This is a genomic window from Novosphingobium sp. HNCC26DJ243 (genome assembly GCF_057180545.1).
Genome location: NZ_JBXUGN010000002.1, coordinates 476,569 through 500,116 on the forward strand (window position 1 = coordinate 476,569; position 23,548 = coordinate 500,116).

At 63.3% G+C, this 23,548-nt stretch carries 23 protein-coding genes; 8 read left to right on the forward strand and 15 right to left on the reverse strand.

All coding sequences use genetic code 11. The features are described from left to right. Window positions 1-33 precede the first annotated feature (33 nt). Window positions 34-1,044: an NAD(P)H-dependent flavin oxidoreductase gene (locus AC2A04_RS09835; protein WP_484212142.1), complete on the reverse strand. Its 1,011-nt coding sequence runs from the start codon at window positions 1,042-1,044 to the stop codon at window positions 34-36. A 162-nt stretch (window positions 1,045-1,206) separates the two neighbouring features. Here AC2A04_RS09835 and AC2A04_RS09840 point away from each other — a divergent pair, with 162 nt between their 5' ends. After that, entirely contained in the window at window positions 1,207-1,617 is a 411-nt protein-coding gene (locus tag AC2A04_RS09840) for an acyl-CoA thioesterase (RefSeq protein WP_484212143.1), read from the forward strand. Between the two features lie 59 nt (window positions 1,618-1,676). Continuing rightward, window positions 1,677-2,009, forward strand: a complete 333-nt coding sequence (locus tag AC2A04_RS09845) for a DUF1294 domain-containing protein (protein WP_484212144.1) — start codon at window positions 1,677-1,679, stop codon at window positions 2,007-2,009. Here the strand turns inward: AC2A04_RS09845 and AC2A04_RS09850 are convergent. After that, a complete protein-coding gene (locus tag AC2A04_RS09850) occupies window positions 1,993-2,172 on the reverse strand; it encodes a hypothetical protein (RefSeq protein WP_311505751.1) in 180 nt (59 codons plus the stop codon). The genes AC2A04_RS09845 and AC2A04_RS09850 overlap by 17 nt on opposite strands. Window positions 2,173-2,183: 11 nt before the next feature. After that, window positions 2,184-2,915, reverse strand: a complete 732-nt coding sequence (ubiG, locus tag AC2A04_RS09855; RefSeq protein ID WP_484212145.1) for a bifunctional 2-polyprenyl-6-hydroxyphenol methylase/3-demethylubiquinol 3-O-methyltransferase UbiG — start codon at window positions 2,913-2,915, stop codon at window positions 2,184-2,186. Window positions 2,916-2,999: 84 nt separating this feature from the next. On the opposite strand from ubiG, the gene AC2A04_RS09860 reads away from it, so the two are divergent. After that, a complete protein-coding gene (locus tag AC2A04_RS09860) occupies window positions 3,000-4,256 on the forward strand; it encodes an aspartate kinase (RefSeq protein WP_484212146.1) in 1,257 nt (418 codons plus the stop codon). A gap of 37 nt (window positions 4,257-4,293) precedes the next feature. Here AC2A04_RS09860 and AC2A04_RS09865 read toward each other — a convergent pair whose 3' ends face one another. After that, window positions 4,294-4,971, reverse strand: a complete 678-nt coding sequence (locus AC2A04_RS09865; RefSeq protein ID WP_484212147.1) for a pentapeptide repeat-containing protein — start codon at window positions 4,969-4,971, stop codon at window positions 4,294-4,296. Between the two features lie 112 nt (window positions 4,972-5,083). Here AC2A04_RS09865 and AC2A04_RS09870 point away from each other — a divergent pair, with 112 nt between their 5' ends. Beyond that, window positions 5,084-5,635, forward strand: a complete 552-nt coding sequence (locus AC2A04_RS09870) for a thermonuclease family protein (RefSeq protein WP_484212148.1) — start codon at window positions 5,084-5,086, stop codon at window positions 5,633-5,635. A gap of 529 nt (window positions 5,636-6,164) precedes the next feature. Here the strand turns inward: AC2A04_RS09870 and AC2A04_RS09875 are convergent. The 3 genes from AC2A04_RS09875 to AC2A04_RS09885 form a co-directional block, all read right to left on the reverse strand. After that, the gene (locus tag AC2A04_RS09875; RefSeq protein WP_484212149.1) at window positions 6,165-6,476 is read right to left on the reverse strand and encodes a hypothetical protein; all 312 of its coding nucleotides are present in this window, start codon (window positions 6,474-6,476) and stop codon (window positions 6,165-6,167) included. A gap of 128 nt (window positions 6,477-6,604) precedes the next feature. After that, on the reverse strand, window positions 6,605-6,853 hold the full coding sequence (locus AC2A04_RS09880; protein WP_484212150.1) for a DUF2442 domain-containing protein: 249 nt from the start codon (window positions 6,851-6,853) through the stop codon (window positions 6,605-6,607). Between the two features lie 46 nt (window positions 6,854-6,899). Further along, entirely contained in the window at window positions 6,900-7,955 is a 1,056-nt protein-coding gene (locus tag AC2A04_RS09885) for a ribonucleotide-diphosphate reductase subunit beta (protein ID WP_484212151.1), read from the reverse strand. Window positions 7,956-8,438: 483 nt separating this feature from the next. Between AC2A04_RS09885 and AC2A04_RS09890 the strand changes: the two genes are divergently transcribed. Beyond that, entirely contained in the window at window positions 8,439-8,663 is a 225-nt protein-coding gene (locus AC2A04_RS09890; RefSeq protein ID WP_484212255.1) for a DUF2171 domain-containing protein, read from the forward strand. Between the two features lie 209 nt (window positions 8,664-8,872). Here AC2A04_RS09890 and AC2A04_RS09895 read toward each other — a convergent pair whose 3' ends face one another. Next, a complete protein-coding gene (locus tag AC2A04_RS09895) occupies window positions 8,873-9,286 on the reverse strand; it encodes a PepSY domain-containing protein (protein ID WP_484212152.1) in 414 nt (137 codons plus the stop codon). An 890-nt stretch (window positions 9,287-10,176) separates the two neighbouring features. Continuing rightward, window positions 10,177-12,174 (reverse strand): ribonucleoside-diphosphate reductase subunit alpha, encoded by a 1,998-nt coding sequence (locus AC2A04_RS09900; protein ID WP_484212153.1) that lies wholly within the window; start codon window positions 12,172-12,174, stop codon window positions 10,177-10,179. 494 nt (window positions 12,175-12,668) lie between these two features. Here AC2A04_RS09900 and AC2A04_RS09905 point away from each other — a divergent pair, with 494 nt between their 5' ends. Beyond that, window positions 12,669-12,917 carry a GlsB/YeaQ/YmgE family stress response membrane protein gene (locus AC2A04_RS09905; RefSeq protein WP_484212154.1) on the forward strand — a complete coding sequence of 83 codons (249 nt, stop codon included), beginning with the start codon at window positions 12,669-12,671 and terminating at the stop codon, window positions 12,915-12,917. A 24-nt stretch (window positions 12,918-12,941) separates the two neighbouring features. Here the strand turns inward: AC2A04_RS09905 and AC2A04_RS09910 are convergent, their stop codons facing one another. Then, a complete protein-coding gene (locus AC2A04_RS09910; protein WP_484212155.1) occupies window positions 12,942-14,450 on the reverse strand; it encodes a YifB family Mg chelatase-like AAA ATPase in 1,509 nt (502 codons plus the stop codon). A gap of 172 nt (window positions 14,451-14,622) precedes the next feature. Here AC2A04_RS09910 and AC2A04_RS09915 point away from each other — a divergent pair, with 172 nt between their 5' ends. Continuing rightward, window positions 14,623-15,327 (forward strand): hypothetical protein, encoded by a 705-nt coding sequence (locus AC2A04_RS09915; RefSeq protein WP_484212156.1) that lies wholly within the window; start codon window positions 14,623-14,625, stop codon window positions 15,325-15,327. 7 nt (window positions 15,328-15,334) lie between these two features. Here AC2A04_RS09915 and polA read toward each other — a convergent pair whose 3' ends face one another. After that, window positions 15,335-18,172 (reverse strand): DNA polymerase I, encoded by a 2,838-nt coding sequence (gene polA, locus AC2A04_RS09920; protein WP_484212157.1) that lies wholly within the window; start codon window positions 18,170-18,172, stop codon window positions 15,335-15,337. Between the two features lie 279 nt (window positions 18,173-18,451). Here polA and AC2A04_RS09925 point away from each other — a divergent pair, with 279 nt between their 5' ends. After that, on the forward strand, window positions 18,452-18,646 hold the full coding sequence (locus AC2A04_RS09925) for a hypothetical protein (RefSeq protein ID WP_484212158.1): 195 nt from the start codon (window positions 18,452-18,454) through the stop codon (window positions 18,644-18,646). Window positions 18,647-18,816: 170 nt separating this feature from the next. Here AC2A04_RS09925 and AC2A04_RS09930 read toward each other — a convergent pair whose 3' ends face one another. The 4 genes from AC2A04_RS09930 to lnt all read right to left on the reverse strand — a co-directional run bounded on the left by AC2A04_RS09930 (window position 18,817) and on the right by lnt (window position 23,514). Next, on the reverse strand, window positions 18,817-19,782 hold the full coding sequence (locus AC2A04_RS09930) for a serine hydrolase (protein ID WP_484212159.1): 966 nt from the start codon (window positions 19,780-19,782) through the stop codon (window positions 18,817-18,819). Window positions 19,783-19,956: 174 nt separating this feature from the next. After that, a complete protein-coding gene (locus AC2A04_RS09935) occupies window positions 19,957-20,547 on the reverse strand; it encodes a lysozyme (RefSeq protein ID WP_484212160.1) in 591 nt (196 codons plus the stop codon). 133 nt (window positions 20,548-20,680) lie between these two features. Beyond that, a complete protein-coding gene (gene metK / locus AC2A04_RS09940; RefSeq protein WP_484212161.1) occupies window positions 20,681-21,886 on the reverse strand; it encodes a methionine adenosyltransferase in 1,206 nt (401 codons plus the stop codon). Window positions 21,887-21,945: 59 nt separating this feature from the next. Continuing rightward, complete coding sequence (gene lnt, locus AC2A04_RS09945; RefSeq protein ID WP_484212162.1) at window positions 21,946-23,514, reverse strand: apolipoprotein N-acyltransferase; 1,569 nt, start codon at window positions 23,512-23,514, stop codon at window positions 21,946-21,948. Between the last annotated feature and the right edge of the window lie 34 nt (window positions 23,515-23,548).

Sequence of the window (23,548 nt, forward strand, 5' to 3'; positions counted from 1 at the left end):
GGGTTTGTCTCCGGCAGGCGCGGGGAAGGCGTGTCAGCGGCGCGTCAGCGCGACTTCGCTCTCGGCCATGAGCTGGGCGATGATCTCGGCCACCGGCTCTTCCTTCGTCACCATGCCGACCGACTGACCGGCCATGACCGAGCCCCGCTCCACATCACCGTCGATCACGGCACGACGCAGCGCGCCTGCCCAGAAATGCTCGATCTCGAGCTGGGCCTGGCCCATGTCGACAACGCCTTCGTCGAGCCGCTTGGCGACTTCGACCTGCTTGGCGGTGAACTCCTCGGTGCCCTTGTTCTTCAGTGCGCGCACCGGGATAACCGGGAGGCGCGGATCGACCTGAACGCTCGCAATCGCATCGCGTGCATTGCCACGGAAAAACGCGGCCTTGAACGCGGGGTGCGCGATCGATTCGGTGGCGCAGGCAAAGCGGGTGCCGAGCTGGACGCCGCTCGCGCCCATCTCAAGATAGCTGGCGATCATCTCGCCCCGGCCGATGCCGCCGGCGACGAACACCACGTGGTCTTCCGCGAGAGCAGGCAGGAATTCCTGCGCCAGCACCGAAGTCGATACCGGACCGATGTGCCCGCCTGCTTCCGAACCCTCGATAACCAGTGCGTCGGCGCCCGAGCGCAGCAGCTTCCTGGCCAGCGCCAGCGTGGGCGCGAAGACCAGCACCTTGGCGCCGAATGCCTTGATCGCCTCGACGCTGCCCTTGGGCGGAATGCCACCGGCAAGCACGACATGGCCGACCTTGTGCTTCGCGCAGACAGCGATGAGATCGAACAGCGCCGGGTGCATCGTGATCAGGTTCACGCCGAAGGGCTTGGCCGTGAGCGCCTTGGTGGCCGCGATTTCGCTATCGAGCAGTTCGGGCGTCATCGCGCCGCACGCGATCACGCCGAAACCGCCCGCATTGCTGATCGCCGATACGAGGTTGCGCTCGGAAACCCAGCTCATCGCGCCGCACAGGATCGCATGTTCGGTACCGAGGAATTCGGCGCCGCGGCGCATCAGCGCGGTGGTCTTGGGGCTTGCAGTCATCTGGCTTGGGATCCCGTCCGGTAAACTGCGGCGGGCTTTACGGCCCCTTTGTCCCCGCAACAAGGCCGGAATTCGCCGCGCCGGAGCCACGATTGCCCGAAGGCATTGCGAACTTGGTGTCTGTCCTATCGCTGACACACGAATCGTGCTATCTACATCAGTGTGAACAACCCGATCCCCCACCTCGTGCCCATTTCCGTCCAACCCTCGGACATTGATTTCATGGGCCACGTCAACAACGCCTCATATCTCAACTGGGTGCAGGACGCCGTGATCGACCACTGGCGCGCGCTTGCCCCGGCCGAAGCGGTGGCGGCTCATCTGTGGGTCGCGCTGAAGCATGAGATTACCTACCGTCGACCCACATTTCTCGACGACACGGTGATCGCTCATGTCATCCTCGAGAAGGTTCAGGGCGCGCGCGCTTTCTACGAGACGATCATAAAGCGCGGCGAGGACGTGCTGGCCGAGGTCAAGTCGAGCTGGTGCTGCCTTGATGCCGAGACGCTGCGTCCTGCACGACTGGCCCGCGAACTGGTCGAGAAGTTCCTGCCTTCGGAAAAGCCTGCCTGACGCGCCGATCTGGCGCCGCGTATACCAATATTTCAGGTTCCGCAGATAGCGCCGCAGGCATGGACGCCCTGCCCGATGCCAATGCCCTGCTGACGACCGCCAATGCCGTGACGGTGCTGATCGCAATGAATTTTCTCGCCTTTGCCGCTTTCGGCGTCGACAAATGGAAAGCGGAGACGGGCCGCTGGCGCACGCCAGAATCAACGCTGTTGTGGCTGGCCTTCCTCGGCGGTTCGCCCGGTGCCTATCTTGGCCGCAAGCTGTTTCGCCACAAGACGCGCAAGCAACCGTTCGTCAGCAACCTGCACTCCATCGCCTTCCTGCAGGTAGCAGGGATCGGCGTATGGGGCGGGTCGAAGTTCGGCTGGGTCGATCTCAGCGCAACTTTGTAATTCCGAGGCTGTCGGCCTTCGCGCGGATCTTCACCGATTCCTCGCTACGGGTCAGCGCCTTGGCGATGGCCTTCAGCGGCATGCCCTTCTTCGCCAGGGTATGCAGCTTCTGAATCTCGTCTGGGGTCCACGCCTGCTTGTGACGCTCGAAACGCTCGGCCATGTTCAGTCCTTTCAGCGCGTCACGGTGACGATGTAGTTGAGCGCGAGATTGTCCGAGATGTGCAATCCGCGCGAGACGCTCCAGGCGATGCCCATCGGGTTGTCCATGGTCAGCCCCGCCGCTCCCAGCAGGTCGTGCAGTTCGATCGGGGTGATGAAGTCTTCCCAGTGATGCGTGCCGCGCGGCACCATGCCGAGGCCCTCGGCACCCTCCACGAGGAACAGGCGCGACTGCGGCGTGCGGTTGGGCGTTGACAGGATCATCAGCCCGCCGTCCGCCAGCGCGGCACCCAGCGCAGAAATGAACGCAGACTTGTCGGCGACGTGTTCGATCACTTCCATCGAGGTGACGAGGTCGTATCCGGCAAGCCCAAGCTGCCCGACATCGCCGCAGTGGTACTCGATCGCCAGACCCGATCCCTCGGCATGAATGCGCGCAGCGGCGATGTTCTCGTGCGCGGCATCGACGCCAGTCACGCTTGCGCCCAGCCGCGCGAGCGGTTCGCACAACAGACCCGCACCGCATCCGACATCGAGCGCACGGCGACCGGCCAGCGGCTTGAGGCCGGCGCGGTCAGTGCCGAAGTGCGAATCGATGGCATCGCGGATGAAGCCCAGCCGCACGGGGTTGAGCTTGTGCAGCATCGCCGAGGAGCCCTTGGGGTTCCACCAGTCCGCTGCCAGCTTGCCGAAATGGGCGGCCTCGTCGGGGCGAATGGTATTCGCAGAGGTTGCATTGCTCATATGACGTCCCTAAAGCGCCCGCGCCGCAGGGTCCATGGCTCATGCGGGAAAGATTCTTTCGTTGGACAGGTTGGGAGCAAGCCCTTGGCCCGCATCGTGATGAAATTCGGCGGCACGTCCATGGCCGGGACCGAGCGCATCCGCCGCGTGGCGCGCATCGTGCAGCGCCAGCAGGCGGCGGGGCATGAAGTGGCCGTGGTCGTCTCGGCGATGGCGGGCGAAACCGACCGCCTCGTGGGCTTCTGCCGCGAGGCGAACCCGCTCTACGATCCCGCCGAATACGACGTCGTCGTCGCCAGCGGCGAACAGGTGACTTCGGGCCTGCTGGCGATGCATCTGCAGGCGCTGGGCTGCAAGGCGCGCTCGTGGCTCGGCTGGCAGGTGCCGATCAAGACCGACGATGCCCACGCCAAGGCCCGCATCGAGGATATCGACGCCGAGGCGCTGCTTGCCAGCATGGGCGCCGGCGAAATCGCCGTGATCCCCGGCTTCCAGGGCGTGACCCCGGGCGGCCGCGTGACCACGCTGGGCCGTGGTGGATCGGACACTTCGGCCGTGGCCGTGGCCGCGGCGGTCAAGGCCGATCGCTGCGACATCTATACCGACGTCGATGGCGTCTACACCACCGACCCGCGCATCGTCGCCAAGGCGCGCAAGCTGAAGAACGTGACCTACGAGGAAATGCTTGAACTGGCCTCGGTCGGCTCGAAGGTCCTGCAGACGCGTTCGGTCAGCCTCGCGATGAAGGAAGGCGTGCGTGTGCAGGTGCTGTCCTCGTTCATCGACGACGATGCCCCTGCGGCAGATACCATCCCCGGCACGATGATCGTCTCTGACGAAGAGCTCGAAGGACTTGATATGGAACGCCAGCTGATCACCGGCATCGCTGCCGACAAGAACGAAGCCAAGATCACCCTGACGCGCATCGCCGACCGTCCCGGCGCGGTGGCCGCGATCTTCGGGCCGCTGGCGGCTGCGAACATCAACGTCGACATGATCATCCAGAACATCGCCAAGGATCGTGGCGAGACCGACGTGACCTTCACCGTGCCCCTGGCCGACCTCGCCCGCGCGCAGGCGCTGCTCGAAGAGCGCAAGGACACCATCGGCTATTACCGCATGCTGTCGAACAGCAAGGTCGCCAAGATCAGCGTCGTCGGTGTCGGCATGCGCAGCCACGCAGGCGTTGCCGCCACGATGTTCCGCGCGCTGGCTGATCGCGGCATCAACATCCAGGCGATCACCACCAGCGAGATCAAGGTCTCGGTGCTGATCGACGAGGACGAGACCGAACTCGCCGTCCGCGTGCTGCACACCGCCTACGAAATGGACGCCGAATAAGGCAGCCGGGGCGGGCTCTGGCCTGCCCCTCGTTTCCCTACCGGATCAGCAGGCCCCAGCCGGACAGCATCTGTTCGGCCTGCTCGCGCGAGATCGTCGCGCCGCGGAACAGGCGCGCGTCCTCCAGCGTCAGCCCGCCAAGGTCCGCGCCGCGCAGGTCCGCGCCTGCGAACAGCGCGCCGTCCATGTTCGCCTCGCGCAGGGCGCAGCCCTCGAACGTCGCGCCGCGAAAATCACACTTGGCAAGATCGGCCTGCGCCATGTCGAGCCGGCGCAGCGTTTCCTTGCGGAACGACAGCCCCGCCAGCCGCGCGCCGACCAGCAGCACTTCCTCGAAGGCAAAGCCCATGCCCCGTGCGCCCTGAAAGTCCGCGCCGGTCATGCGCGTTGTGGCAAAGCGCGCCGAGGCGATGTTCGCGCGGCGCAGCGAGACGTTGTTGAAATCGCTCGCCGTAACGCTCGCTTCGGAAATGTCCGCGCCGGTGAGGTTGGCAAAGGCGGCGCGACAAGCCTGCCACGCCGTCCCGCCAAGCTTCGCCCCGGTCAGGTCCGCATGGCGCAGGCTGCACCGCTCGAACGTCCAGCCCGAAAGGTCGAGGCCCGAAAGATCGGCCTCGTCCAGCGTGCAGTCGGCAAGCATTGCAGGCGGCCCGCCGCACAAGGCTGCAACGCCAGCCCGCGCGAGAGTCTGGCCGGAGATCGGGGATTTGGTCATGCGGATTCTATAGACGCGGGGCGGGGGAATTGGGAATTGCTTAACCGGGATCGCCGTAAGTTCATGACTTATGGTCAGAAACCGCCGAAGTCCGCGCCGCAATCCGGCGAGGTTGTCCCCATTCAAGGGCCGCCGTCCGCCCAACCGCCGCCAGTTCCGCAAGAAGGACCCGGCCTGGTTCAAGCTGCTGATGGTTGCGCTGCCGCTGGCTGCAGCAACGGCGGTCTATACCTTCGATGGACCGCCTGCCGCATCGGCGCTGTCGCTCTCGTTCCTCAAAACCTCGCTGAGCGCGCCTGACAAGACCGGCACCGACCGCGAGAGCGGATCATTCGGCAAGTGTAGCGGCATGGGCTGGAACTGCGTGATCGATGGCGACACCATCCGCTACCACGGCGAAAAGATCCGCATTGCCGACATCAACACGCCCGAAACCTTCGAAGCCCAATGCGCCTCCGAACGCGAACTCGGCAACGCCGCCACCGCGCGGATGATCGACCTGCTCAATGAAGGTGCCTTCACGCTCGAACCGGTGGAGCGCGAAACCGACAAATACGGCCGCACCCTGCGTGTAATCACGCGGGGCGGCGAAAGCCTCGGCGAAACGCTGGTGGCCGAAGGGCTGGCGGAGCGCTGGAAAGGCTATCGCAGCGGGTGGTGCTGAGGGGGAGCATATCACAGTCAAAATCGCTCGAATATTCTAAATCTTACCCGCGATGAGTGACGATGCCACACCAATTAATAGTCCTACAAGTATAACCCAAAAAACGTTAGACTTTATTCTTTTTGCCGAAGAAATTCGGTCAATTTCTTTCCCCCAAAAAAACGTGTATATCGGGAAATATCTATTATTAGAAAATATAGCAAGTATTGCTACGATCAAAATAAACACACCAGCTATGGGGTAGACTCCGTACATTTTGGCTGGGCTATTGGCTTGAGAGTATTGTATTAAAAAGTCTAGTTTTTCCTCTATAGATGAGGACTTCAATTCTATGTCCCCTGTGTTGCGAAAAAATCGTTCAGCTAAAGCAGAAGACAGCAATCCTAACGTCATGAAGGCCGGGAGAAAAATGTTGCTAGATACAATTCGACTAATATTGGCAAGATAGCGTACTGAAACCTCGGCATTCAAATATTCTTTAATTTCAGCAAATATTAGTAATGCTATATCTCTGTCATCACTCTGAATTCTAATATAAGATTTTTCCCCCCGTCTCAAATCCGATTTTTGCAGAACCTAAATTAGAAGAACAGGATATTTCCAAAAATTTTATTTTATCCAATTTTCCATTGGGTTCTAATGAAACAAGTTCATTGGTTGAGTTATACGTAATTTCGGCGTTATCAACGCGCTTTATGATTAATGATTTGGAGAAATCGTCTCCGTCTCTTAACCGGCTTTGAATAATATCTTCAAGTTTCCGCACGGACTCTTCGCTCAAGAAGAAGCCGTGGGGCGATTTTGTATCCACATCCGCTTTCACAATTTTGCCCCCTTTCAAGACTTCACCGTGCCGTTCCTTGCTTTACCGAATATTGCGACTGCGGCCTTGGTCGAGAATTCAGTCGGTAAAGGTTTTGAGTTGGGGTGACAATTGCCACAAATGGCACTCAAAGCTCCAGATTTCAGCTAAGCCGCTGCCATGTGCTGCTCCGCGCCATCGGCCCGCCCTGTCAGCAATCTCGCGATCAAGATGTTCTCTTCCAGGTCGTAAATGCCAACACGGCTCAGGAAAAAAGCTTCCCGGCCTTCCTCCGACGCATGAAACAGCCTTGGAAACCACGCCAAGGGGACGCCGATGGTGCGGCCGTCGTTGAGTTCGACCCACAGGCTATGCTGGTCGAAACGGACGGACAGTGGCTCAGGCGGATTGGTCATTCCACGCCCTTTCGCATTTTGCGCGCCACTGTCCGGTTCACTCACCTCACTCCGCCGCGATCCCCGCGCTGCCAAACATATCCACCTCGACCTCGTTCGAGACTTCCTCGTTCGCGACAGACTTCGCCTTGCGGCGGCTGTCGAAGCTGCTCCAGACGGTGTTCCAGTCGCCGCGGGTGGCGGCCTTGGAGTATTCGGTGGCGCGGGTTTCGAAGAAGTTGGCGTGTTCGACGCCGTTGAGCAGCGGGGCGAGCCAGGGGAGGGGGTGGTCCTCGATCATGTAGATCGGCTGGAAGCCCAACTGGCCGAGGCGCCAGTCGGCGATGTAGCGGATGTAGCGCTTGATTTCCTTGGCGCTCATCCCCGGAACCGGGCCCTGTTCGAAGGCGAGGTCGATGAAGGCGTCCTCGAGGCGCACCGTCTTCTGGCAGCAGTCGATGATGTCTTCCTTCACCGCCTTGGTCAGGCAGCCGCGCTCGGCCACGAAGGCGTGGAACAGCTTGGTGATGCCTTCGCAGTGAAGCGATTCATCGCGGACCGACCACGAGACGATCTGGCCCATGCCCTTCATCTTGTTGAAGCGCGGGAAGTTCATCAGCATGGCGAACGAGGCGAAAAGCTGCAGCCCCTCGGTGAAGCCGCCGAACATGGCGAGCGTGCGGGCGATGTCCTCGTCATTGTCGACGCCGAAGGTCTGCAGGTAATCGTGCTTGGCCTTCAGCTCCTCGTATTCGAGGAACATGCCGTATTCGCTCTCGGGCATGCCGATGGTGTCGAGCAGGTGCGAATAGGCGGCGATGTGCACCGTCTCCATGTTGGAGAAGGCGGCGAGCATCATCTTGACCTCGGTCGGCTTGAACACGCGGCCGTACTGCTCGTGGTAGCAGTTCTGCACTTCCACGTCGGCCTGGGTGAAGAAGCGGAAGATCTGCGTCAGCAGGTTGCGCTCATGCTCGGAAATCTTCTGCGCCCAGTCGCGGCAATCCTCGCCCAGCGGCACTTCTTCCGGCATCCAGTGGATCTGCTGCTGGCGCTTCCAGAACTCGTAGGCCCAAGGGTATTCGAACGGCTTGTACGTCGGGCGGGCTTCAAGAAGTGGCATGGGCGGTGTCCTGTGGTGATTCTGTCAATGTAGGGATTGGCGAGGGGCGGCGAAAGCGTCGGCCATGCCTTCTCCGGGGATTGCGGGGCGGTTTTCCACTGCCCGTGTGGGCAGGCCGCGCAGGCTGGCGCACGCGCCGCGCGGGCTGGCGCTCGGGCGTGGTGCGCCAAGGAACGGGCGGTGCGTGCGGCGGTTCTCACAGGCAGAGCGGCGCGGGCCTTCCGCAATGCCGCATCCCAACGGATTTTCAGGAGAAATGCCATGGGTGAATACGAACCCGAAGACTCGCGCAAGGTGACGAACGCCGCCAATCGTCCGCAGGCCGGCGGCAGCTTCGAGCAGCAGGGCGATGGCCGCTGGAACGGCGATTCGCAGATGAACCAGTCCGACGACGGTGCGGGCGGACAGCAGGGCGGCTTTGGCGCAGATTCGGGCCAGCAGTCGCAGTACCAGGGCGGCGGCGCCGGCGAGATTCGCGAGCACATGGAAGTGATCGGCGCGGACGGCGTTCACATCGGCACGGTCGATGGCGTCGAAGGCGGCCGGATCAAGCTGACCAAGAAGGATTCGGGCGCGGGCTTTGAGGGCGGAACACATACGGGCCACCATCATTACCTGTCGAGCGGGCTGGTTGCCGAAGTCGAAGGCGACACGGTGCGGCTCTCGGCGAACGGCGACGTCGCCTGGGGCATGCTCGAGGAAGAATAAGTCCGGCAGGAGGGCGCGGCGCATCCGCCGCCCCTTGTGGGGCTGCCGCGTCCCGCCCCCTTCGGGACCAGGTCGCCCCCCGCGGCCGGAGAGCGCCCCGCCACACGGCGGGGCGTTTTTCTTGCAGTCTGGAGTACAGAAAGCCCATCCGGACTTTCCTTGCCGCAAGCCCCTGACAGATGTCAGGGGCGCACCAAACAACGACTCCCCTACTTCCAGAACATTCCGGGCTTGATCCCGCGATCCTTGCGGTTCTTCCACATGGAATAATACATCCACAGCCCCGAGATGCTGAAGAACATCAGCGCAAGCCCGGTCATCAGCGAGATCGCCGTGCCCACAGGCCCGAATTCCTCGCCCGAATGGAGGTGGTGGAACCAGCCGACCAGCGACTTCATGCCGCCCGGAGGTGCCTTGGGCCGGCACATCATGGTTTCGGGACAGACGAAGCCTTGCGGCACGGGCGGCGGTCCTGCCTGTTCTCCGGACGGCCAGAGTGCGGTCACGTGGCTGGCAACGCCGGTGAAGGCCATCCACACCATGAACACCCCGAAAAACACCGTGATCCAGCGGTGCCACTTGCGCATGAAACGAACCCCTTTGATATTGCGAATTGATCGCAAGAACAGACAAAGCTGCCTTAGCGGGCCTGGCAGGGATCACGCAAGCAGGAGTCTTGTCGCGGATTGTCGCATGAGCGCGCAAGCCGCGAAGTGTCGCGGAGTGTAACGGAGGCGCGCGACTGATCATTAATGAATGATACCGCAAATCGTAGTGCAGGAAAGATACGGAAAAGCATCATCCACAGGCTATGCGCACAACATATCGCGTCAAGATCCCCGGGCAGCCCAATATCTAGCATGGGGTGAGGTCAATGCTTACGGAAATTGGAGGGTCCGAAGTTCAGACCCTCCGGCCTCATCAGACGTAACGCATCAGCTTCCAAGACACTGCCTTGCCGTTATGAGGCGGCATGCGATTGCCCTTCGAGATGGGCGCAGTAGTCGAAGGTGTATCCTGCGACTTCCACTCGCCCGATTCCGGGCAAGTCTCGCCAGTGCGAGCGATGGTTCCGATAGGCTTGCGTGCAGAATAGTAATTCATTTCATTGACTTTCTTGCCGCGCCGCTCCCCGGACGGACGCGTTCGGTGAAAACTCGAGCCAGCGGGCAATCCCGTTTGGGCAGGAGTTAATGCAAGCAAAGTCATGAGATTTGACTCGTTGGACGAACCGCCGAGAGCTATCGACAGCTTTATCCACAGGGTCTCCCACCTAATGCCGGAGACATCAGGTTGACCAGAACGACGAGCCATGCGAGTCAGAAGCTGCAACGCGGGCTGCTCGTCTAACTCGTCGTTCAGCTTGCATGGGGAAGGTTGTCGCTAGACTTCCTTCCCCTTTTGATTCGCATCGAAGACGACTCGAACCAAATTCTTAAATACCGTTTACTAACGGCGTCGACGAATCTTCGTCGTCGTAAGTCATTCGTTTTTCCACAGAAACGAATCTAAGTTACTGACAAGCCAGGCATTCCTCGTAGTCGGTCGGGCTGGCGGCGAGTTCCATGACCGGGGCGGCGGCGGTGTTGTCCGCTTCCACGCCACCGGCGAACCCTGCGCGCTGTACAGACTTCGAGCGCAGGTAGTAGAGCGATTTGATGCCCTTTTCCCACGCCTGGAAGTGCAGCATCATCAGGTCCCACTTGTCGACGTCGGCCGGGATGTAGAGGTTCAGCGACTGGGCCTGGTCGATATAGGGCGTGCGGTCCGCCGCAAATTCGAGCAGCCAGCGCTGGTCGATCTCGAAGCTGGTCTTGTAGACTGCCTTTTCCTCGGGGCTGAGGAAGTCGAGGTGCTGGATCGACCCGCCGTTCTCGAGGATCGAGTTCCACACGTTGGTGGAATCCTTCGATTTGTCGGCCAGCAGCTTCTGCAGGTAGGGGTTCTTGACCACGAACGAGCCCGACAGCGTCTTGTGCGTGTAGATGTTCGCCGGGATCGGCTCGATACAGGCAGACGTGCCGCCGCAGATGATCGAGATCGACGCGGTCGGCGCAATCGCCATCTTGCAGCTGAAGCGCTGCATCACGCCCATGTCGGCAGCATCGGGGCACGGGCCCCGCTCCTGCGCCAGCATCAGCGATGCCTCGTCCGCTTTGGCGGCGACGTGGCGGAACATCTTGAGGTTCCACGCCTTGGCCATCGCCGATTCAAAGGCGATGCCCTTCATCTGCAGGAACGAGTGGAAGCCCATCACGCCCATGCCGACCGAGCGCTCGCGCATTGCGGAGTACTTGGCGCGGGCCATCTCGTCAGGCGCACGATCAATGTAGTCCTGCAGCACGTTGTCGAGGAAGCGCAGCACGTCCTCGATGAACAGCTTGTCGCCGTTCCATTCGTCCCAGGTTTCAAGATTGAGCGAGGACAGGCAGCACACCGCGGTGCGATCGTTGCCGAGATGGTCGCGACCGGTGGGCAGCGTGATTTCCGAACACAGGTTCGAGGTCGAGACCTTGAGTCCGAGATCGCGGTGATGCTTGGGCATCGTGCGGTTCACGGTGTCGTTGAAGACGATGTAGGGTTCGCCCGTCGCAAGGCGGGTCTCGACCAGCTTCTGGAACAGCGAGCGCGCATCGACCGTGTTGCGGACCGAGCCGTCCTTCGGGCTGCGCAAGTGGAACTCGGCGCCATCGCGCACGGCTTCCATGAACTCGTCGGTCAGCAGCACGCCGTGGTGAAGGTTCAGCGCCTTGCGGTTGAAGTCGCCCGACGGCTTGCGGATTTCGAGGAACTCCTCGATTTCCGGGTGGCTGACGTCAAGGTAGCAGGCGGCCGAGCCACGGCGCAGCGAGCCCTGGCTGATCGCCAGCGTCAGGCTGTCCATCACGCGGACGAAGGGGATGATCCCGCTGGTCTTGCCGTTGAGACCGACCGATTCGCCGATGCCGCGCACTTTGCCCCAGTAGGTGCCGATGCCGCCGCCGCGCGAGGCGAGCCAGACGTTCTCGTTCCACGTGGCGACGATGCCTTCAAGGCTGTCATCGACCGAGTTGAGATAGCACGAGATAGGCAGGCCGCGCCCAGTGCCGCCGTTCGAGAGCACGGGCGTTGCCGGCATGAACCACAGCTTGGAGATGTAGTCATAGAGGCGCTGGGCATGGTCCTGGTCGTCCGCATAGGCATCGGCCACGCGGGCGAACAGGTCCTGATACTTCTCGCCGGGCAGGAGATAGCGGTCGTCCAGCGTGTCCTTGCCGAAATCGGTCAGGCGCGCATCGCGGCTGTCGTCGGTGACGATCGTGAAGCGGCGCGGATTGACCTTCTTGGAATCGCTGACCGGCTGGGCGGCGACAGCGGCCGCAGCGACCGTTGCCGCCATTCCGGCGACCAGTGCATCGCTGCCTGCATCCCTGGTGTTCATGTCCATCGCCTTTGCTTCACCAGCTTCCTGCGCATTGAGGGCCAGTTCATCCTGTGCAGCCACCGCGCCGTCTCCAGTTCTGAAATCCACGTCGCAACCCCCGTATCAACGCCCGCGCCAAGCAACCGGGCATCAGTCCTTCATCGAATCGGGAGCGCTTCCCGATCATAGCGAAGATGGAACACACAGGGAACATCAATCCCTTGGCCCAGCCTTCGCGCGAAATTCGTATCCGGTCGGTTCGCATCCTGCGCGCAGGCAAAGCGATGCCAATGCGCGCAAAACACGCCCAAGCTCTCTAAACTAGGTTTAGAGGTCCCCCTGAAGCCCGACCACAACCCATAGTGCCTCAACCCTGTCGAGACACAAGAGGGTAAACATCCTGTAGCGGACTCAATTCGTCGCAAGCCCGATTCGCTTCGTCGCGCTGAAGGTCATGTTGCAGTGCAGCGACGCGTGGAAAGAGCGGCACTTCAAGAGGCAAATGGCGTTGGTCGGATTTATTTTGAGGTGCCCGCGCAAATTGTGGACAAGAAGGGGTCAACCGGCACCATATGAAGTGTCCACAGGAATGGAGCAGGAATGTGCTGAATCTGATCTCGATCGTGTTCACCGGGCTGGTCGTCGGCGTGCTCGCGCGGTTCTTCTATCCGGGCGACGTCGACATCGGCCTGTTCAAGACGATCCTTCTCGGCGTTGGCGGCGCGCTGATCGCAGGCCTGCTTGCCAGTTCGCGGTCACGCGGGACGTTCGGCGACAAGGTGAATCGCGCGGGCTGCCTCGCCTCGGTACTGGGCGCGATGTTGCTGATCTTCATCGGGCGCAGTCTGTAGCTGCAAGTTCTCGTCCGAACCGCCTCAGGCCCTCGGCGCGACCCTGCGGTAGCTGAGCGCTTCGGCGATGTGGATGCGCCCCACGGTTTCCGTGCCGGCAAGATCGGCGATCGTGCGGGCGACCCTCAGCATCCGGGTATAGCCACGCGCAGACAGGCGCATCGCTTCGGCGGCTTGGGCCAGCAGCTTGCGGCCCGGTTCGTCAGGCGTGGCATGGCAATCGAGCAGGTCGGCGTCGAGTTCGGCATTGCTGCGCCGGCCCGTGCCTTCGAGCCGTACAGTCTGGATCGCGCGGGCCTTGGCGACGCGTGCTGCAACCTGGTCGGACCCTTCGGCAGGCGGTGGCAAGGCAAGATCGGCGGCGGAAACCGGATCGACCTCGACGTGAAGGTCGATCCGGTCGAGCAGGGGGCCTGAAACCTTCGATTGGTAATCGGCGGCGCAGCGCGGCGCGCGGCTGCAGCCCAGCGCCGGATCGCCGAGGTGGCCGCAGCGGCAAGGGTTCATCGCCGCGATCAGCTGCACCCGCGCGGGGAAGGTCACGTGGGCATTGGCGCGCGCGACCGTGACTTCGCCCGTCTCCAGCGGCTGGCGCAGCGAATCGAGCACCGCGCGCTGGAATTCGGGCAATTCGTCGAGGAACAGAACCCCCAGATGCGCCAGGCTGACCTCGCCGGGCCGCACCTTCAGCCCGCCGCCCGTCAGTGCGGCCATCGAGGCGGAGTGGTGGGGACTGCGGAAGGGGCGGGCACGGCTGATGCGGCCATCCTCGAGCGTGCCGGCGACCGAGGCGACCATCGATACCTCCAGCGCCTCTGCCGGCGTCAGTTCGGGCAGGATGCCGGGCAGGCACGAGGCGAGCAGCGACTTGCCCGCACCTGGCGGGCCGGACATCAACAGGTTGTGCGATCCGGCGGCGGCAATCTCGAGCGCACGCTTGGCGGTTTCCTGCCCTTTCACCTGTTTGAGATCGGCCACCCGGCGCGGTGCTTCCGCCACGCCCTGCTGTGGTGTGGGCAAGCGGTGCGTGCCCTTGAGGTGATTGAGAAGACCAACAAGGTCGGGCGCGGCGATCACGTCGATCCCGCTCGCCCAGCGCGCTTCGGGCCCTTGCGCGGCGGGGCAGATCAGCCCCTTGTCCTGCCCGCTGGCATGGAGCGCTGCAAGCAGCACGCCGGGCGATGGCAGGACGCGGCCATCCAGTGCGAGTTCGCCCACGGCGACGTAATCGGCGATCTGTTCGAGATCGACCACGCCCATGGCGGCGAGCAGCGCAAGCGCGATCGGCAGGTCATAGTGCGAGCCTTCCTTGGGCAGGTCGGCGGGCGAGAGGTTCACGGTGATCCGCTTGGGCGGCAGGGCAAGGCCCAAGGCAGACAGTGCCGACTGCACCCGCTCGCGGCTTTCGCCCACCGCCTTGTCGGGCAGGCCGACCAGCTTGAACGCGGGCATTCCGGGCGCAACCTGGCATTGCACTTCCACAGATCGCGCTTCGAGCCCGAGATAGGCAACTGTCGATACAAGCGCGACCATGCAAGCTCCGTACTGATCCTGCGGTCATTGCTGAGTGATTGCGCGGTGGGAAGCGGCGAAGGCGCAATACCGCCATTTCCGAAGCATCAGGCAGGCAGCGGGAAAAGATGGTGAAGGCAATTTAACCGTTTCCCTTGGCAATTCGGCAAGGCCCGCGCGCGGATGGAGGGATATGCTCCGCCGCTTGATCCTTCCTGCCCTTACCGCGCTTCTGGCCTGCCAGCCGATTGTGTCGGCGCGCGAGGTCTCGACGCGCACCTGGGTAGAGGATGGCGTAACCTGGACCGAGACCACGGTGGTCGAGGTCGAGGAGCCGGGCTCGGAGCGCCTTGTCGGGCTGCACGATGGCCCGGCGCGAAACGGCATCGCCAGCTTCGGAGCGTTCGAGGTGATCGACTCCACGCGCGCCGCGCTCGTGGCAGAGACTGATTCCTATTCGCCGGCAGACTTTGCCAAGATGCTCCGCGCCTACCCCGGCATCCGCGTGCTGGAAATGGCCGATTGCCCGGGCACGGTGGACGATTACGCGAACCTGCGCCTGGGCCGGATGATCCGAGCGCAGGGCATTGCGACCCACGTGCCCGCGCACGGCTCGGTGCGTTCGGGCGCGGTCGAGCTGTTCCTTGCCGGTGCCAACCGCAGTGCGGCGCCCGACGCCGCCTTCGTCGTCCATTCATGGATCGATGAGGACGGCCACGAACCCGGCGACTTTGCCGCCGACGCTTCGGTCAACAAGGCCTATCTTGCCTACTATCGCGAGATGGGGCTCAGCCCCGACAAGGCCGCAGCCTTCTACGCGCTGACCAACTCGGTGCCCAACGAGGACGTGTTGATGCTCCGCACGGACGACCTGGCACGGTTCGCGGCGCTTGACTGAAAGCACTCTAGTGCGCTGCGCCCCATGACAGTCCGGTGCCGATTTCCACGCCCAGCGGCACGGTCAGCTTGACCGACGGCTCGGCCGCAGTCGCCATGACCCGCTCGATCACAGGCCGTGCCGCCTCGACGTCGCCTTCGGGCAGTTCGAACACCAGTTCGTCGTGGACCTGCAGCAGCATCCTGACGTTCGGCAGGCCCGCTTCAGCCAGCGCGGGCATCATGCGGGCCATGGCGCGCTTGATGATGTCGGCGCTGGTGCCCTGGATCGGGGCGTTGATCGCAGCGCGCTCGCTCCCCTGGCGCTCGGCCTGGTTCTTCGAACTGATGCGCGGGAACCAGGTCTTGCGGCCGAACAGCGTTTCCGAATAGCCGCGCTCGCGCACGCTCTCGAGCGTTTCGTGGATGTAGCGCTGGATGCCGGGGAAGCGTTCGAAGTACCGGTCGATCATCGCCTGCGCCTCGTCCGCGCCGACGCCGAGCCTGCCGCCAAGGCCCCAGCGGCTGATGCCGTAGAGAATTGCGAAGTTGATCGTCTTGGCACGGCCGCGCGTGTCGCGATCGACAGTACCGAACATCTCCATCGCGGTGCGGGCGTGGATGTCCTCGCCTGCAGCAAAGGCCTCCTTGAGCGCAGGCACGTCGGCCATGTGGGCGGCAAGACGCAGCTCGATCTGGCTGTAGTCCGCTGCGAGCAGGACGTTGCCCGGTTCGGCGACGAAGGCATCGCGGATCTGGCGGCCGATCTCTGTGCGGATCGGGATGTTCTGCAGATTGGGATCATTCGACGACAGACGCCCGGTCTGCGCGCCGACCAGGCTGTAGCTGGTGTGGACGCGACCCGTGGCTGGGTTGATCGCGGCCTGCAGCGCGTCGGTATAAGTGGACTTCAGCTTCGAAAGCTGTCGCCATTCGAGCACGAGCGTGGCGACCTCGGCCCCTTGCGCGGCAAGGCCCTCCAGCACTGACTGGTCGGTGGAATACTGTCCGGTCTTGCCCTTCTTCCCGCCCTTGTATCCGAGCTTGTCGAACAGGATCTCGCCCAACTGCCTGGGACTGCCGATGGTGAAGCTCTGTCCGCACTTCTCGTGGATCACGCCCTCGAGCCGCGCGATCTGGGTGGCGAACTCGGTTGAAAGGCCTGACAGGCGCTCCCGGTCCACCTTGATGCCGTTACGCTCCATCATGGCGACCACCGGTACCAGCGGACGGTCGACGCGCTGGTAGACGCGGCTGCCGCCTTCCTCGGCAAGGCGGGGGCTGAACAGGCGGTGCAGGCGCCATGTTATGTCGGCGTCCTCGGCCGCGTAGCGCGTGGCGTCTGCCAGCGGCACCTCGGCAAAGGTTATGGCCTTCTTGCCGCTGCCGCACAGGTCCTTGAAGGTCATCGTGGCGTGGCCGAGGTGGCGATGGGATAATTCATCCATGCCGTGGCCGGCAACGCCGGTTTCGCCGCGTCCGGCATCGAGGCAGAAGCTCATGACCATGGTATCGTCGATGGGCGCCACTTGGATGCCGCTGCGCGCAAGCACGTTGAGGTCGTACTTGATGTTCTGGCCGACCTTGAGCACCGCGTCGCTTTCCAGCAGCGGCTTGAGCATGGCGATGGCGGTGGCCTTGTCGATCTGCACCGGGCGTTCGGCGAACATGTCGGTTCCGCCGTGGCCGAGCGGGATGTAGCAGGCCTGGTTGGGCCCGAGCGCGAGGCTGACACCGACAAGATCCGCACGCATCGAATCGAGCGCACTGGTTTCGGTATCGATCGCGACAACGCGCGCCTCGAAAGCGCGGGCGATCCATTGCTCGAGCTCGCCTGCCGACTGCACGCAGGCATAAGCCGACAGATCGGGCGCGGGCCACGAAGGCAGCGAACGCGCGGTGCCTTCGCTGCGCGCAGGCGCGGCGCTGTTCTCGGGCTTGGCCGGGTTGAGCTGTGTCTTGGGGCCAGGGCTGCCCTGTCCCCCGTCGAGCCGGCGCAGCAGGCTGGTGAAGCCGTGTTCCTCGAGGAAGCTCGCCAGGGGATCGCGCGGGATCTGGCCCAGCTTGAAATCGTCAAGCGCGACCGGAAGCGGGCAATCTTCCTTGAGCTGGACAAGCACGCGCGAAAGGCGCGCCATGTCGGCCTGTTCGATCAGGCTGTCACGCAGCTTCCCCGCCTTCATCGTCGGCGCGGCGGCAAGCACCGCTTCGAGATCGCCGTGTTCCTGGATCAATTTCGTCGCGGTCTTGGGGCCGATGCCGCGGATGCCGGGCACGTTGTCGACCGAATCGCCCATCAGGGCGAGGACATCGCCGACCTTTTCCGGTGGAACGCCAAACTTCTCGACGACTTCGGGAATGTCGATGCGCGCATTCTTCATCGTGTCGAGCATGTCGATGCAGCCGCCGCCTTCGGCGCATTTGCCGACAAGCTGCATCAGGTCCTTGTCGGACGAGACGATCGTCACGTCCCAGCCGCGCAAGGATGCAGCGCGGGCATAAGAGGCGATGAGGTCGTCGGCCTCGAGCGCGTCCTCCTCGATGCAGGCGAGACTGAAGGCGCGCGTGGCATCGCGGATCAGCGGGAACTGGGGGACCAGATCTTCGGGCGGCGGCGGGCGATTGGCCTTGTACTGATCGTACAAGTCGTTGCGGAATGAGGTGCCGGCCTTGTCGAGGATCACGGCCAGGTGCGTCGGGCCATCGGCCTTGTGCAGGTCCTCGGCAAGTTTCCACAGCATCGTGGTATAGCCATAGACCGCGCCGACAGGGGTTCCCTGAGGGTTCGTGAGCGGGGGCAGGCGATGGTAGGCGCGGAAGATGTAGGCCGAGCCGTCGACCAGGTAGAGATGCTGTTTTTCGTCCATCACGGCGTGTTAGCAGGGGGCGAAGGCCGCGTCATCGGGATTGCTGCAGAGGTATGTTACAACATTTCGACGCGTGCGCAGGGCGCTTGAACGCGCCGGAATCAGGCAAAAAAAAGGCATTCCGGCCCGTGCGATAGGCAGGTTGCGACGAGATGCATTCGTCTTCTGCTTGCAAGGCGATGAATTGCCGATTAATTGGGTCGCGAAGTCTACCGGCTGAGTAGGCTTTGCGGCGGGCTGCTTGCCCGGCGCGGTTCACTTCAATCCAGGGATTGTAACATGCGCAAGCTCATCCTCGCCGCCGTCGCCGGCACTGCCTTCGCTCTCGCTGGCTGCTCGGAAAAGCCGGCTGAAGAAGCTACCGAAGCTGCTATGGAAGCCACCGAAGCTGCTGCTGACGCCTCGGGCGCCGCTGCTGACGCTTCGGGCGCTGCTTCGGAAGCTGCTGCCGATGCTTCGGAAGCTGCTATGTAATCTCTGCCTTCCGGCAGATTACATGAGATAGAAGGGGCGTGGTCTTCGGGCCGCGCCCCTTTCTCTTTGCCCCGCCGTTGCTCGCTATCCGTGCGTGACGCACGCAACACCGCCGCCGCGAGCTGCAGCGAGAGGACAGAGCATCACTGTTGAGTCGGGCGCAAGGCGCCTCAGCGGCGGACGAGGTCCTGCGTGCTCTTGACCAGCGGCGTGCTGTAGCCATCGTAAATCGTGCGCATCATGCGCGAGATCAGCCGGGCGTGGGCAGCGTGGCCTTCAGGACCGGTCACGAAGAAGGCCACTGCCAGATGCCGACCGTCGGGCAGGCGCACGATGCCGACATCGTCGGTGACGCCTGCGAGCGTACCCGTCTTGTGCGCCACCAGCGTGCCTTCAGGCACGCCTGCGCGGATACGCGTCTTGCCGGTGCTGGTGCGCGTCATCGTATCGAGCAGGACAGCGCGGCTTTCCGGCGCCAGAACACCCCCGCGGTCTATCGCGGCAAGAAGCGCGATCATCGCGCGAGGCGTGCTGGACGTGCGGGTATCGATGACGCGCGCAGGATCGACCTTGCCATCGTCACGGACAAGCGTGGCCATCGTGTGATCGAGGCGCTGGCCGCTGATGCCCTTGCGTGAAAGCCAGTTGTTGACATTCTCGAACCCGCCGACAGCGCGAATCAGGCCATCGGTCGCCTCGTTGTGGCTGCGGGTGATCATCAGCTCCATGAGGCTCTGCGCGGTCATCACCTCACCGGGACGAAGCGGCGCTTCGGCACTGCGGGTGCCGGTCTCGCGAACCGGGATCATCATCGGAAACTGTTGATCGAGCCGGTAGGTGCCCTTTTCGACCTGCTCAAGGAATGTGGCTGCCACTGCGACCTTGGCCGTACTGGCCATCGGGAACGGCATGTCACCATTGATGAAGATCTGGCCGCCGCCATCGAGATCCATCGCGGCAACGCCGATTCGGCCAGCGCTTTCGGCGGCGATCGCCGCAACCTGCTGCTGGATGATCTGGTCGCGCTGATCCTGAACCGAAATCTGCGCCCGGCTCTGCACGGCCGGGACCGTGGCAACGAGCGCCGGCGCTGCGGTCAGCAGGGCAGCAATGATCCTGGCGGTGCGAAACTTCATGCGAACTGCGTTACCCCGAACCCGGTTTATGTGTCTTTAACATAGGTAACGCATTGCGAATCCCGCGCAAAGGCCCGGCAGAACGGTCTATCGTGCGCTTAGTCCGGATTGGCGATAGTCTTGGAACCAACTCGCCATTACCGATTGCGCACATGTGCGCAGGGGCAGTGCCTTTCAGGAAAAGATGCGGTCGAACCATGATCTTGTAGCCGGTTCTGCCTTGCAAAGACGCTCGACCAGCGTGCGGATCTCCACCTTCCTGGCTTCTCCCGGACGATATGAGGGCTTGGCGACGCCATAGACGGTCGCGGTGCCATCATTGCTCCACTGTCCGTCGAAAAACAGCGCCTGTTCCTTGCGGCGTCGCGGCAGGACAGCGGCCGGGCGCGCCCAATCGAGCATTGCAGAGCGGGCGCCGGCAATATCGCGCTCGATGAAGCGGCGCAGCCAACTCGCGCGGCCGATAGCGCCTGTGTTCCAGTGGAACGACAGTGCCGCACCCAGCTGCTCCTCGGTCGGATCATGGGGGCCAAATGCGGCGAGCACGGGCGGCAGGTATCGTTCGCGCAGCAGCCACAGATAGACGCCGATGCAGTGCTCCAGCGGCTGGGGCTTGTCACGGTAGCGTGGAAAGACCTTGTGGCCCGAAGCGTCGGTCACCCCAACACTCCAGGTCCAGACACCAACGCTGTCCTTGTAGGCCTCGGTCACGATGCCCTCGTGGGCGATCAGTTCGAGGGCGATCCGGGGAGTGAGTGCGCGCATCCGGCTGGCTCCAAAAAGCCAGAGTGGTGGCGGGCCAGAGGCCTTGTAGGAAAGCGGAGATGAAACCCATCACGCAAAACGGCCCGCTTCCGGTGGGAAGCGGGCCGCTTGCAAGGTCAGACTTCGCGCAAGATCAGGCCAGCGCGGCCTTGAGATCGTCGACGAGATCCAGACGTTCCCACGGGAAGAAATCGCCGTCCGCCTTGCGGCCGAAGTGGCCGTAGGCTGCGGTTGGCTGGTAGATCGGCTTGTTCAGGCCAAGATGCGTGCGGATCGCGCGCGGGGTCAGGCCGCCGAGCTTGGCAATGCCCTTGATCGCGGCCTCGATCTTGTCGTCGCCGATGGTGCCGGTGTCATGCGTGTCGACATAGAGCGACAGCGGCTCGGATACGCCGATGGCATAGGCGATCTGGATCGTGCAACGCGTGGCAAGGCCCGCCGCAACCACGTTCTTGGCGAGATAGCGGGTGATGTAGGCCGCCGAACGGTCAACCTTGGTGGGGTCCTTGCCCGAAAACGCGCCGCCGCCGTGGGGCGATGCGCCGCCGTAGGTGTCCACGATGATCTTGCGGCCGGTAAGGCCGGCATCGCCATCGGGGCCGCCGATCTCGAACGATCCGGTCGGGTTGATGTAGTAGGTCGTCTCGCGCAGGAGAACCGGAGGGATCACCTCGGCGATCACGCGCTTCACGTATTCGTGCAGCTCGGCTTCCTTGGCACCCTCGTCATAGCCCGGTGCGTGCTGGGTCGAGACGACGACCGCGGTTGCGGCCACGGGCAGCGAGCCTTCATAGCGCAGCGTGACCTGGCTCTTGGCGTCCGGCTCGAGGAACGGTGCCGCGCCCGAGTGGCGGTCGGCGGCCATGCGTTCGAGGATCTTGTGGCTGTAGTAGAGCGTCGCCGGCATCAGGTCGGGCGTCTCGTCGGTGGCGTAACCGAACATGATGCCCTGATCGCCCGCGCCCTCGTCCTTGTTGTCGCCGGCATCGACGCCCTGGGCGATGTGGGCCGACTGGCCGTGGAGGCGGTTGATGAACTCGAGGCGCTCCCAGTGGAAACCGTCCTGCTCGTAACCGATGCGCTTGACCGTATCGCGTACCGCCTTTTCGATCTCTTCCTGCGCGCCGGGAGCCCATGCGCCGTTCTCATAGACGCCCTTGCAGCGGATTTCGCCGGCGAGGACGACCAACTGCGTCGTGGTCAGGGTTTCGCACGCGATGCGCGCCTCGGGGTCCTTCGACAGGAACAGGTCGACGATGGCGTCGCTGATCTGGTCGGAAACCTTGTCCGGGTGGCCTTCGGAAACGGATTCGGAAGTGAAGAGGTAATCGGTGCGCATCGGCGATCCTATCTAGAGGCTTCTGGCCTATATAAAGAAACCTTTATGTCACTTCTCGCTTAGCGTCTCCGCGCCGCCGTTGCAACCAGCGCGATGAAAAGAAGAACTGTCGCCCAGACAAGCGCGAGCGCATTGCCCTGCCGGGCAAACAGGGTGGGCGCATGGGGTGGCGGGACCTTGCCGTCGATCCGGCCTGCGCGATGCTGGGGCAGGAACTGGCGTACGACGCCATCGGCATCCACCACGGCGCTGATCCCGGTCGTGGTCGCGCGCAGGACCGGCAGGCCTTCCTCGATCGCGCGCATGCGTGCCTGCGCCAGATGTTGCGGCGGGCCCCAGGCCCCGAACCAGCCATCGTTCGAAGGATTGAACAGATAATCGGGGCGGTGGCTGCGATCGACGACCTGGCCCGAGAAGATGATTTCGTAGCAGATCTGGACCCCGGCCTTGCCGTGGGCACCGAAGTCGATCGTGCGTGGGCCGGGACCCGGCAGGAAGTCGATGCTGCCGGCAACCAGACGTGTCAGGCCCAGCGGCTCGAGCAGCGCGCGCATCGGCAGGTATTCGCCATAGGGCACGAGATGCGCCTTGGCATAACTGCCGCGAATATTACCCGCGCTGTCGAGCGCGGTAACCACGTTGTAGGCCCCCGCAACCCGCTGCCCCTGCATGGCAAGGTCGGTCGTGCCCGTCAGCAGCAGGGCGCCGGGCCCGGCGACGCGGCCGATGCGTTCGCGCGCCAGCGCCGGATCGGCCGCAAAGGTCGTCTCCTCGTACCAGTAAGGTGCGTAACCGGGACGAAGGAAATCGGGCACGCCGCTTTCAGGCCAGAGCACAAGGCGCCTTTCGCCCGGCTTGCGCGCGAGCGACAGGTTGGCGGTGGTGCGGAACTGGCTTTCGAAGTTTGCAGGATCGGCCAGCAGTTCCTGCCGCACGTCGGGCTGGACGAGCGTGAACGGAAGTGTTCCTTCGCGCCGCTCGCCGTGGAGCGGCAGGACCATCAGGAGGGCAGGGCCCATCACATAGGCAAGAGCGCCGGCCTTCTGTCCCTTGGCCCATGCCCTGAGTGCAAACAACCACCAGCCTCCCAGCAGGACGACAAGCCCCGAGAGCGCATAGGTGCCTGTCCATTGGGAAAGCAGGGCAAGGCCCGGACGCTCGAACCCGCCGAGCGTGACCATCCCCAGCGGGTTCCAGGCAAACCCGGTAAACACCCACGAACGCAACCATTCCGCCACGATCCAGCAGGCGGCAAAGGACGGCAGCAAGGCGGCGCGTCGCGTCCGCGCCAGCCACCAGCCACCCAGCGTTGCCAAGGCGGGATAGACCGCAAGGTAGATCGCGAGCAGCGCGACTGCCAGCCAGCCGAGCCACGATGGCATTTCTGCCTGATAGGTGAAGGCCGTTGCGATCCAGCCGTTGCCGACGGTGAACAGGCCCAGCCCGAACAGCCAGCCGCACAGCAGCGCCTGTCGCCAGCTTTTCGTCACGTCGAGACGGTGGACGAGCCACGCGAGCGCGGCCAGCGTCAGCGGCCACAGGCCGAGCGGCGCGAAACCGGTTGCGGCAAGGCCGCCTGCAGCGATGGTGTAGAGGTGCGGGCGGGGGATCGGGCGAAGTCGCAGCATGCCCGCCTGCTATGGGGTGTGCCGGGGCCGACCG